This window comes from Mycolicibacterium arcueilense, assembly GCF_058536225.1.
Genome location: NZ_JBZTYL010000007.1, coordinates 2146092 through 2157287, shown reverse-complemented (window position 1 = coordinate 2157287; position 11196 = coordinate 2146092). Strand labels below are relative to the sequence as shown.

8 protein-coding genes and 2 pseudogenes are annotated in these 11196 nt (G+C 64.4%); 7 read left to right on the top strand and 3 right to left on the bottom strand.

The genetic code is table 11. The annotated features are described in order from the left end of the window. The first annotated feature begins 181 nt into the window (after positions 1-181). From AC4LGL_RS14550 to AC4LGL_RS14520, 7 genes and pseudogenes are all read left to right on the top strand, one after another. Positions 182-376, top strand: a complete 195-nt coding sequence (locus AC4LGL_RS14550) for a hypothetical protein (RefSeq protein WP_061262343.1) — start codon at positions 182-184, stop codon at positions 374-376. Between the two features lie 192 nt (positions 377-568). Further along, positions 569-3046, top strand: coding sequence for a heavy metal translocating P-type ATPase (locus AC4LGL_RS14545; RefSeq protein WP_277921611.1), 2478 nt, complete (start codon positions 569-571; stop codon positions 3044-3046). Between the two features lie 700 nt (positions 3047-3746). Beyond that, the gene (locus AC4LGL_RS14540) at positions 3747-4703 is read left to right on the top strand and encodes a beta-propeller fold lactonase family protein (RefSeq protein WP_234998381.1); all 957 of its coding nucleotides are present in this window, start codon (positions 3747-3749) and stop codon (positions 4701-4703) included. Between the two features lie 480 nt (positions 4704-5183). After that, positions 5184-5429, top strand: a complete 246-nt coding sequence (locus tag AC4LGL_RS14535; protein ID WP_174553724.1) for an SHOCT domain-containing protein — start codon at positions 5184-5186, stop codon at positions 5427-5429. A 156-nt stretch (positions 5430-5585) separates the two neighbouring features. Continuing rightward, positions 5586-7070 (top strand): annotated as a pseudogene (locus tag AC4LGL_RS14530) (multicopper oxidase family protein). Positions 7071-7275: 205 nt separating this feature from the next. Further along, positions 7276-7590 (top strand): hypothetical protein, encoded by a 315-nt coding sequence (locus AC4LGL_RS14525; protein ID WP_061262346.1) that lies wholly within the window; start codon positions 7276-7278, stop codon positions 7588-7590. 26 nt (positions 7591-7616) lie between these two features. Continuing rightward, the gene (locus AC4LGL_RS14520) at positions 7617-8150 is read left to right on the top strand and encodes a pyridoxamine 5'-phosphate oxidase family protein (RefSeq protein WP_225503060.1); all 534 of its coding nucleotides are present in this window, start codon (positions 7617-7619) and stop codon (positions 8148-8150) included. Positions 8151-9017: 867 nt separating this feature from the next. Here AC4LGL_RS14520 and AC4LGL_RS14515 read toward each other — a convergent pair. The 3 genes and pseudogenes from AC4LGL_RS14515 to AC4LGL_RS14505 form a co-directional block, all read right to left on the bottom strand. Continuing rightward, positions 9018-9341, bottom strand: coding sequence for a hypothetical protein (locus AC4LGL_RS14515; RefSeq protein WP_064864886.1), 324 nt, complete (start codon positions 9339-9341; stop codon positions 9018-9020). Positions 9342-10130: 789 nt separating this feature from the next. Next, positions 10131-10526 carry a hypothetical protein gene (locus tag AC4LGL_RS14510; protein ID WP_064864885.1) on the bottom strand — a complete coding sequence of 132 codons (396 nt, stop codon included), beginning with the start codon at positions 10524-10526 and terminating at the stop codon, positions 10131-10133. Further along, positions 10492-11054: pseudogene (locus AC4LGL_RS14505) on the bottom strand (tyrosine-type recombinase/integrase); the annotation flags it as partial. The gene AC4LGL_RS14510 and the pseudogene AC4LGL_RS14505, both read right to left, overlap by 35 nt. Between the last annotated feature and the right edge of the window lie 142 nt (positions 11055-11196).

Sequence of the window (11196 nt, the reverse complement as noted above, 5' to 3'; positions counted from 1 at the left end):
ACGGCGATCAACACACCGAAACGGAGGTCGCCTGAAACACCCCGATCCACAGGTATTGACAATTGCTCGGTCAGACTGCAATCAACCGGCAACGCTGCAGACGGTGCGAGGCAATGTCGGTCTCCGACTGCCCTTCAACCGGATTCCCACCACTGAACATATCGACCGAAAGCAGGCACGGATGTCGAACGACGAGATCCCGGACAGACACAGGACGATCGCACTGATCGGGTGGTTCATCTCCGGCCTTGCCGGATGTACCGCCCTCCTGGGCGATATGACGTCACTGCTTCCCGGTGCCGCGATCGCAACCGCCTTCGCAATCGCTGCCCTTGCGGCACTGGTATCGATGATCGCCCACCCCCGCAAGCTGTAGCAGTCACCACAGCCTGCCGTCCCAATCGCAACGGCACCCAAGGCAGCCAGCCTTCAGCAGGACGTCTGCACTGCCAACCTGGCCGGCCAGGAAACGCGCAGCACCGCCACATATCGGCATTCGCCGAGTTGACCCCACTGGGGCGGCCGCTGTGGATCGCAGCCACCGAACCATCCGGCAGCCCGCCACCGGGTGTCCGGTCGTCAACGACCCAAACCTGCCCATCACGCGCAATATACCCCCGAGGGGTATATTATGAAGGTGATGTCGCGACGGCATCGCGCGGTGCCTCGCCGCGAAATCGAGAAACGCGAAAGGCCGATCATGACCGAGCATCACCACCATGACCACGGATCGGCGCCCGCCACCGATGTCGTGCATGATCCCGTGTGCGGGATGACGGTAGATCCGCACACGAGCGTGCACCGCATCGACAACGACGGCCAGACCTACCACTTCTGCTCGTCGCACTGCCGGTCCAGGTTCGAGGCGCACCCGGGCCAATTCGTCGACGCACTGACCCCAGCCGCCGCGCCGGCCACCTCGGCCGACGAGAACGTCGAATACACCTGCCCGATGCACCCGGAGATCCGTCGGTTCGAACCCGGTTCCTGCCCCATCTGTGGGATGGCACTCGAACCTGTAGTGGTCACCGCGGAAACCGGACCAAGCCCCGAACTCGCGGACATGACCCGTCGCTTCTGGATCGGCCTTGTCCTCACCGCCCCGGTGTTCGCGCTCGAGATGGGGGTGCACCTGTTCCCCTCACTGCACAATCTCGTGCCCGCGACGGTCTCGACATGGATCCAGTTCGTACTGGCTACCCCGGTGGTGTTGTGGGCTGGATGGCCGTTCTTCGTTCGCGGCGCGCAGTCGCTGCGCACGCGCAACCTCAACATGTTTACCCTGATCTCGATGGGCACCGGGGTGGCCTGGCTCTACAGCGTCGTCGCCACGCTGGCGCCCGGTGTCTTCCCGGACGCCTTTCGCGGCATGGACGGCACCGTCGCCGTGTATTTCGAGGCCGCTGCTGTGATCACGGTGCTCGTGCTGCTGGGGCAGGTCCTCGAACTGCGGGCAAGGGAGCAGACTTCCGGCGCGATCAAAGCACTGCTCGATCTGGCCCCGAAAACCGGGCGCCGCATCAACGCCGACGGTACCGAGGAAGAAGTACCGCTCGACATCGTCCAGATCGGCGACCTGATGCGAGTGCGGCCCGGGGAGAAGGTGCCCGTCGACGGCGCTGTCCAGGACGGGCGGTCCACGCTCGACGAGTCGATGGTCACCGGGGAATCCATGCCCGTCACCAAGGCGCCCGGGGACACCGTAATCGGCGGCACCCTCAACCGCTCCGGCGCACTGGTGATCCGGGCCGAGAAGGTCGGCCGCGACACCATGCTCGCGCGCATCGTCGCGATGGTGGCACAGGCCCAGCGGTCCCGCGCACCGATCCAGCGGCTCGCAGACAAGGTCGCCGGACTCTTCGTGCCCGCGGTGATCGGCATCGCCGTCGCCGCATTTGTGGTGTGGGCACTCGTGGGACCCTCCCCGTCGTTGGCATACGCGCTGGTCGTCGCCGTGTCGGTGCTGATCATCGCCTGCCCTTGTGCCTTGGGCCTGGCCACCCCGATGTCGATCATGGTCGGCGTCGGTCGCGGCGCCGAACTCGGTGTGCTCATCAAAAACGCAGAGGCCCTCGAGCGCTTGGAAAAGGTCGACACCCTCGTCGTTGACAAGACCGGCACGCTGACCGAAGGCCGTCCCTCGGTCACCGCGGTCGTGCCCGCTGAAGGCATCGACGCCGACGAGGTCCTGCGCCTGGCCGCTGGCGTCGAACGGGCCTCCGAACACCCGTTGGCGCTCGCGGTCGTCGAAGCCGCCAAGCAAGGCGGCCTCACCATCCCGGCCGTCGCCGATTTCGACTCCCCCGTCGGCCGTGGCGTGGTCGGTACCGTCGAGGGAAACCGCGTCGTCTTGGGCAACGCTGATTTCCTTGAAGACCAGAACATCGACGTCTCCGCGTTCGCCCGCCGGGCTGACGAACTACGACACGACGGCGCTACCGCGATCTTCGTCGGCGTCGACGACCGAGCCGTCGGCGTCCTCGCGATCGCCGACCCGGTCAAAGACAGCACCCCCGAGGCGCTAGCCGCGCTGCGCGGCGATGGCATCGAAGTCGTCATGCTCACCGGAGACAACCGGACCACCGCAGAGGCGGTCGGCCGCCGGCTCGGCATCAGCGACGTGGAGGCCGAGGTTCTGCCTGATCACAAGAGCGCAGTCGTCCAGCGGCTCCGGGAACAGGGCAAGATCGTGGCCATGGCCGGGGACGGCGTGAACGACGCCCCTGCCCTCGCGGCGGCGGATGTCGGCATCGCGATGGGGTCGGGCACGGATGTGGCTATCGAAAGCGCCGGCGTCACACTGCTGCACGGCGATCTGACGGGGATCGTCCGGGCGCGGAGACTGTCCGCGGCGACGATGAGCAACATCCGGCAGAACCTGGTCTTCGCGTTCGCATATAACGCCGCGGGCATCCCGCTTGCTGCCGGCGTCCTCTACCCACTGTTCGGGATCCTGCTCTCGCCGATCATCGCGGCTGCCGCGATGGCGCTGTCGTCGGTCAGCGTTATCGGCAATGCGCTGCGGCTGCGCTCGAAGAAGATCTGACGCGGCCCTGGCGCTGCTCCCCTCCATACCTGCAACTAGGTATGGAGGGGCTTGGCTCCGAAGGCAACCAGCTCCACATGGCGTCGTCACGCCCCAGGACTCTGCAACCACACGCGACCACGCCCCATCACGTTAACCGACCGAAGTGGAACCTCGCGTCGAGGACAAGCAAAGCACCGCAGCGTCTCGACGTGCTGCGCCTGGCGATCACCCTTAATTAGCAACACTTTTCGGCGCATTCCGTCTTAACGCCCGCGGTGGCCGACGAGAATTGTCCGAAGCGTCGGGGGCTGGCGTAAGACGGTAGATCGCCCTGGCCGCCACGACATTCCGCGGTTCCCGCGCCCCGCCCGGCGCAGGCAATGCTCTCTCGGGTGTGCCGGGCGGGGCGAATCTGGCGATGAAGCATCACACCAGCGCCAGCTTCTGCGACCCATGCGGATCACCTCAACGACAAGTGAAGCTGTCTGTGCCTTGAGATCCCGGCTGTAGCTTTATAGTGCAACCAAAGGGGATGGCTTTTATGAAGATTCGATTCGTTGGGTTCATCGCGGGATTGACGCTTGCCGCAGCGTTGACAGGGTGTTCGGGTGGAACTGGAAGTTCCCAGAACCCGTCCACAACAACAGCTTCGGCGCAACAGCGACCATCCGGATCCGGATCGGTATGGGTGGCCAATGAGGGCGGGGACAGCCTTTCGGTGATCGACACGGCAAGCAATGCGGTGGTGACAACTCTGGTCGGCATCAAACATCCCCACAACGTCCAGGTAAGCCACGACGGTTCGACGGTATACGCAGTAAGCGGCAGCAACCTGGTGGTGGCCATTGACGCCTCCACGTATACCGTCCGCGCTGTCGCCCCCACCGGGCAGGCTCCGGCACATGTGATCGAGGCGCCGTCGGGCAGAATTTATGTGACCAACGCCAATGACGGGACAGTCTCGGTGTACGAGGGGCCTGAACTGTCCCCGGTCGGCGAAATTGCGCTCGGGGACATGCCACACGGACTCCGCGCCGCCGCAGGCGGCTCGGTGATCGTAGTCGCCAACACCATGGCGGGCCGGTTGGACCTGATCGACCCAGCAACTGATCAGCTGACCGGCTCAGTGCCTGTTGGCACCGCGCCGGCACAGGTTGCCGTCACTGCCGACGGTCGCTACGCCTTCAGTGGGATCACCGACCCGCCAGCGGTGGTGAAAGTGGATTTGGTGTCACGCACCGTCGTCGGCAGTGTCCCGGTGCCTACCGCTCCGGTCCAGCTGTACTTAACTCAGGATCAGAGAACCGTCCTCAGCGCCGACCAGGGCACGTTGGAAAAACCGGGCCACACCGTATCGGTGATCGACACCGCGGCGATGACCCTCCGCGGCACCGTGACCACCGGATCAGGGCCACACGGTGTCGTTATCGACGCGTCCGGGACACGGGCGTGGGTGACCAACACCTTCGACGACACAGTGTCGGTCATCGACCTCACCAACCTGGCTGCCGCCGCGACACTCGCTGTCGGCGACGAACCCAACGGAATCAGCTTTTCTCCGCGACCCCCAGCTGCGCCGCCAGCGGCGAACGTCACCCTCAATATCGCAGCCACTCCTGCAGAAACTCCGGCGACTGGGCACAACCCTACAACTGGCCACGGCCACGGCCACTAGTTCATCCTGCTCACCGCGGATTGCACTCCTACTAGCGCCGGCGCGAAGCGCTATTCTCGGCCGACGGGACGATGTGTGTGGGCGTTATCTGTAGGTCGTTATCGGCTGTAATCGACTGTCGCTCACGGTGAAGGTGAATGTGTTCCTGACCGTGAGCGACAGGGTTATCTGTAGTGCTGTACTTCATGATCTGCTCTTGGGCAGGCAGGCGTTCGACACTTCGCGTCGTCCTCTACGCCCTGCATCGGCAGTGCAGTGCGGCATTGCGACCACCATCGGCAGGGTCAGTAGTCCGTAACGTCGTCGCGGGTGGGATCAGGGACCCTGCGACCTCAACCCGAAGCTTCTCCCTACTGCCAGTAGCGGTGTCGAGCAAGCCTTCAGAAGGGGTCTTTCGGCCCTACCCGTCGGCGCCGATGACGCGCATCGTTATAGCAGCACCACTAGCTTTGGGTGCCGTTCGACGGAAGGACGACCATCATGATGTGGTATGGCGGGGGTTGGGGCGGTTGGATCATGATGACGGTGTTGATGTTGCTGTTTTGGGGTGGGCTGCTCACTGCGATTGTCTTGGCGGCCCGCGCCTTTGGCGCTGACAGCCGAGCCCGCAGCAGCCCGCCGGCATCGCCACGGGCCGATGAGCTGTTGAGCGAACGGTTCGCCCGCGGCGAGATCGACGATGAGGAGTTCCGCCGGCGCATGGCACTGCTGCGCGAGCACCGCTGAGCACCGGGACCCACCCGCTGCGGCACTGCACTGATCGACGGTCAGGTGTTGACGGCCGGCGTAGGTTCAACCTTGAGCCTGATAGCTGGCCGAGGTCGGTCGTAGCGACCCGGCCACCCTGAACAACGCGCAGAGCGTGATGAGAAGAGTCTCGTGATGGCGGAATCCCCACTGGGCGTGCGGCTCAGTCGGCGCAACTTCCTGGCCGCCACCGTCGCCAGCGGTTTCGCGTTGGCGAGCTGCGGCACCCGAACACCACCCCCGCCGACCACGACCACCGGCGGCTGTCGGCCGCGATCACCGCCACCGAAGCCGCCCGCCCACACACCGGGCGCACCGTGACCGCCGCGTTGAAACCTGCGCCAGCCACGATCGACCTCGGCGGCCCCACTCCACGCACTTTGGCCTATAGCGACACGGTCCCCGCCGCGCCGATCCGGGCCAGTGTCGGCGATGAGTTCGCCGTCACTGTCACTAACGGTCTTGACCATGCGACGTCGGTGAATTGGCACGGAATCGCGCTGCGCAACGACATGGACGGTGCCGCGCCGGGCACCCCAACATCGACGCCGGCGAGGAGTTCACCTACCGATTCTCGGTGCCGTATCCGGGCACCTATTGGGCCCACCCGCACACCGCCCTGGACGCCGATTTTGGGCTGTATTTACCGGTGATCGTCGATGACCCCAACGAACCGGGCGCCTATAACGCCGAATGGATCGCCATACTCGATGACTGGACCGACGGCATCGGTAAAGCCCCGCAACAGATTTTCGACACCCTGCGTGGCGGTATGCCCGGCATGGGGCCGATGAGCGGTGTCGGGAACAGCGCGTTGTTGGGCGGGGACGCCGGCGATGTCGCCTACCCGTACTACCTGATCAACGGCCGTATCCCGGCCGCTCCCACCAGCTTCTCCGCCAAGCCCGGTCAGCGGATCCGTATCCGCATCATCAACGCTGGCTCCGACACGGCGTTTCGGGTCGCGCTGGCCGGACACACCATGACGGTCACGCACACCGACGGCTACCCGGTCACCCCCACCGAGGTCGACGCGGTACTGGTGGGTATGGGGGAACGTTACGACGTTCTCGTCACTGCCGCCGACGGCATCTTCGCCCTGGTCGGGTTGGCTGAAGGGAAAAACGCGCTGGCCCGGGCACTGTTATCCACCGGTGCCGGCACCGCACCCGATCCTGGCTTTCAACCTCCCGAGCTGACCAAACGCGTGGGCACCGCCGACATGTTCACCGCCACACCGCCGGTCGATCTGGGCAACACCACCGCCGATGTCGACCGTGCGGCGGTACTGGCCGGGGATATGGCCCACTACGACTGGACGATCAACGGCGCCCCCTTCGACAAGTATCAGCCCCTGCAGATCAGCCAGGGCAAACGCGCGGTGCTGACCTTCACCAACAACACCGCGATGTGGCACCCCATGCACCTGCACGGTCACACCTTCCAGATCATCAGACCCGACGGCAGCCGCGGGGACCGCAAAGACACCGCGATCGTGGCACCCATGCGGAAACTGGCCGTCGCGTTGATCGCGGACAATCCCGGGATCTGGATGGTGCACTGCCACAACACCTATCACCAAGCGCCGGGATGATGACCAGCCTCAACTACCGCGCCTAACGGCAACACCTGGTCGTGCGCAGGGCGCTTCCCGCGCTGCTATTCGTGTCAGCGGGCCACCGGCTGTCCTCGCCCGATGGCGTGGCGTCCGTCCGTGCGATTGGGGACGAAAGACCCTAGTCACACGCCATTTCGCAGCCGATACTGGCAGTATCGTCCGGCACAAACAGTTGCCGAACGGGCCGCGGTGCGAGGGAGAACGATCATGACCGAGTCATCTGAGTCACGCATCGACACCGAACCGTCAAGCACCGCGCCACCGCGACAGCCCAACCGCGTCGGCCAAGTGGCCGTGTGGGTAGGCATCGTGGCCGGCGTTGTCTTCATCATCGCGGTGGTGTTCTTCTCCGGTTTCTACACCGCCAGCTACACCACCAACCGGTACTGGGACCAGGGCTACCGCCACAGCCAAGGGCAACAAGGACCCGGCTGCACCATGAGCCCCGGCGGCATGATGGGGCCCGGACAGCAGTCGCCGGTGTCTGTCCCACCGGGCGCGCCGAATCCCCATCATCCGTAGCCGAATTCGGCTCAGTAGCCCTGGGGATGGGCAAGGCAGCAATGACGCGGCAGGATAGCGCTTTCGGGAAGGTCGAGCACGTCATCCGCAGTCACACCTTCGGCACCCTCTCGACCTTGAGTCTTGCGGGCCTCCCGAATGCGACGGCCGTGGTCTACGCCGTGTCAGCGCCGTCGCAGCCCCTGATGCTGTACGTGACGACGAGGACAACCACCGCCAAGACCACAAATATTCGAAGTCACCCGGAGGTGGCGTTCGTCATCCCGGTACCTCGCCGGACCATCCCGCTCTTCCCGCCTGCCGCGGTGCAATTCCAAGCCACCGCAACAATCGTGGGTTCTCACGACACCGCAGCGTTGGCAGCCTTCCAATCAACGTGGTTTCACCGCCGCATCCTGCACGCTGAGCAGCGCATCGTCTCTCAAACAGGTGAGATGTGTTTCCTCGCGATCCGGCCACACCGCGCGCTGTCCACCTATGGAATCGGCATGTCGGCACTTTCTATCCTGCGTCGGCCGCGCCAAGCCATCAGCCGCGTGCATATCCCACCCAACCGATGACGGGATCAGCACGGTATCAGCTACCGCGCCATGAACCCTTTTCTCCCCGCCTACAAGTCCAGGTCCGTAGGTGGCGACAGACGATACTTCGGTGCATCGCTGGAGAGCTCCGGGCAGCGGTAAATGCGCAAAAACGCCAGGTGGCCAAGCGGTTTACACAGTCCCACGTGTGCAGACGTTGACTAGTGCGCCGCGAAGTACGCCTCCCGATGATTATGGCGCCGACTGGGAACTCACCCCGCGGGGATGGATTGTGTTGGCGTGCAGGTGGGTTGTCCCGCTATCCAATCCAGGGGCAGGGCCGGGGAGGGTTGCAGACAGTCCTGCGGAACCGCAGCAGCCGTTCCGGCGGTCCAGCTCCAGGACCGCCCTGGAAGTTGGGGTAGTTCGGCGGGGTGGCGCGACGTTGATCCCGGCGTGCCCTGGCGAGGTGCATTCGTGCACTCCTCAGTTGATCACCGCCGCAACGCCTAGAACACCGGCAGCCGCTTACGGCAGCACACAAGTAATCGAATCGAGTGAGCATCGAAGTTCCTCCTTGTGCAGAGCATCGCCGTATGGCCCGGCGCTACTTCAAATGTTGCGCCGCCCCAGTCGCAAACCAGGGTCTTAAGACCCCAGCCACGCGCCGAAAGCCACGCCCGGTTCCGGTAACTAAAGACCCTGAGTTCTGTCAGCAGTCACCGACAACAGCGCTCGGCGGCCCTCAGCGTTGACACCAAGCGCGGTGCGACGCGGGCGTACCCAACACCGCGGACGCGGCGGCCATAGCCGGCAAAGTTCTCGCCATGTGGGTGAGCGCGACTACCGACTTCGTGCCGCGGCCGTTCCGATGATCTGGGGTGAGCTATCTGGGGTGCGCGTCGGTCAGCAATGGACGTGCACGTAGGCCGTCATCGTGCTGGCGCCCTTGACCTTCGGGATGCCTAGCCTGTTGGGGTTCTGCAGAACAAGGATCGTCTGGCCGGTCCCTGAGACGGTGCGAACGTTATCTGCTGTGCAGTCTTGCAATGATCCGTGGCCCATCTTGTCGATGATGACTTTGTAGCCTTCGTCCCGCAGTGTGTTGATGATGTCTTGTGCTGAATCGGCGTTGTTGGGTGCCGCCAGCACCGGTGCAGCCAGTCCGGTGGTCGCCGCGGCCAGACCACTGCCGATGAGTGTCGCGACCGCTACGCGTTTCCAGTTCATGACGTTTCTCCCGACTAGAGTTCCGACGTGGCGTCGGTGCTGTGGCTGCATCGGCGCCGTTGTCGGATGTATCCAGTGTCCGTTCACTGGCACTGCGCGGGCAAGGGACTAAGTGCTCTAATGCACTGGTCGATCACCACACCGTGGGGCCCTGCCCCGGTCGTCACGCTGGCGCGCACGGTCATCGTGGCGATGTCAATCACTGAGACCGCGTGCCCTGCGGCATCGGGGGTGCCTTGGTCGGCCGAGGCTACGGTCGCGTCCCCGGGCGTGAGGTACACCTGCACCGGGTGGGGCTGATACCGCGACGCGACCAACTACTGTGCGCGCGTTGAGGTCGACCTTCACCACCGCCGCCGGCGAGGTGGTTCCGGTGTAGGCGTAACGTCCATCGGCGCTCACCGCGACTTGAGCCGGCCCCGCCCACAGGCACCGAGAACGCTATTTGGTGGGTCTGGGCGTCGATGACATCCAGTGCGCCGCTCATGTGATTGGCGACGACGACCTTTGAGCCATCGGCCGACGCGCGCAGTCCGTGTCCGTGCGGGTTCGGCGTGCACTGGCACAAGTAGTCTTGAGGGTTCTCGCCCTTCACACGATGTGACCGACAACCCGCTCACCGGGTTTCTGGCTCGCAACCCCATCACGTCGGTTACACATGTACAGACCACACTGTCTGCAACGGAGTCATCCAACCCGCCATCGCACATCAGTCACGGTCCTGCACACCCGAAAGCCATGACAGAGAACGACGGTGGCGCGTAGGTCACCTGTTGTGTGGTCGCCGCACTATGGTCTTCGGGCCAGTTGGCCGTGCAGGGTCGCGATGATGTGGTCGCGTTCGCGCAGTTGACCTTTCAGTTCGGCGATCTGAGCGTCGCGTGTTTTGAGCCGGGTCCGCAGCGCGGTGATGATGCTGTATTCGGTGTCGGCCGCTGGTGGTGGCGGCTCGCCCGCGTCGACGGCGGTCAGCGGTTGCAGACTGCGGATCTTTTCGTGCAGTTCGGGGCGGCGGTGGATGACGCTGCGGGACACGCCCGCTTCGCGGGCCAGGCTGCTGACATTGATGTCGATTCTGTGCTTGCGCATGTTCTTGAGGGCCCGCTCGATGCGTGCGTCGACGTCGCCGCTGCGTTTGCGGGCGCTGGCCTCAAGCGCGTTGAGGGACGCCTCGGTGGCGGTCATGGGTAATGGTGGGGTCGGCCTTGCGCAGTGCGGAATCGTGCGCGCCGCGGGTGGCGATGGGTTGCAGCGGGATCCAGTTGGCCGTGCCCGCCCGCGTGATCCCTCCTGGTGGGCGGCGTCGTCGGCGGCCAGCCGGTCCAGGATGGCTTGCAGGGAATGTAATTCGTGCAGCCGCTACGCGATCCACACGTTGTCGTCAGTCAATTCGCGGCCGGTGCGCCGACGGTACTGCTGGCGGCGCAGCTCGATCAGTGCGATGGTCTTGGCGCGCTGGTCTTTCAGCTCGTCGATGTGGGTGGCATCGGTGGCGAAATGCCCGCACGACAAGCAGGCGTTGCCCTTGTCGCATGACTTCAGCGGCGGCAACAGACACACCCCGTTGGGCAGCACCCGGTCGGTGCGCACCGACAGCTGGGTCATGTCCACGATGTCAGATGGGCTGATCCCGATATCGGTGCCATGGGCGCCGATCTTCTTGTGCCTGAGGAACTCAGCTTCCGCGGTCGCGGCCAAGGTGGCTGCGTAGCGCATGGAGCCCAAGCAACACGCCGCACCGGTGTGTTGCCGGGAAATCTATTGCTAGACACCCTCATAGGGTACATGTAGCTGACGATAAATGCGCTGGTAAACACACCCATAGCGAGTCACATGGAATTAACTACAGATAAGC

Coding starts and splice junctions, on each gene's coding strand:
- AC4LGL_RS14515 (WP_064864886.1), bottom strand. CDS start 9,341: ATGAACTGGAAACGCGTAGCGGTCGCGACACTCATCGGCAGTGGTCTG.
- AC4LGL_RS14550 (WP_061262343.1), top strand. CDS start 182: ATGTCGAACGACGAGATCCCGGACAGACACAGGACGATCGCACTGATC.
- AC4LGL_RS14525 (WP_061262346.1), top strand. CDS start 7,276: ATGACCGAGTCATCTGAGTCACGCATCGACACCGAACCGTCAAGCACC.
- AC4LGL_RS14520 (WP_225503060.1), top strand. CDS start 7,617: ATGGGCAAGGCAGCAATGACGCGGCAGGATAGCGCTTTCGGGAAGGTC.
- AC4LGL_RS14510 (WP_064864885.1), bottom strand. CDS start 10,526: ATGACCGCCACCGAGGCGTCCCTCAACGCGCTTGAGGCCAGCGCCCGC.
- AC4LGL_RS14535 (WP_174553724.1), top strand. CDS start 5,184: ATGATGTGGTATGGCGGGGGTTGGGGCGGTTGGATCATGATGACGGTG.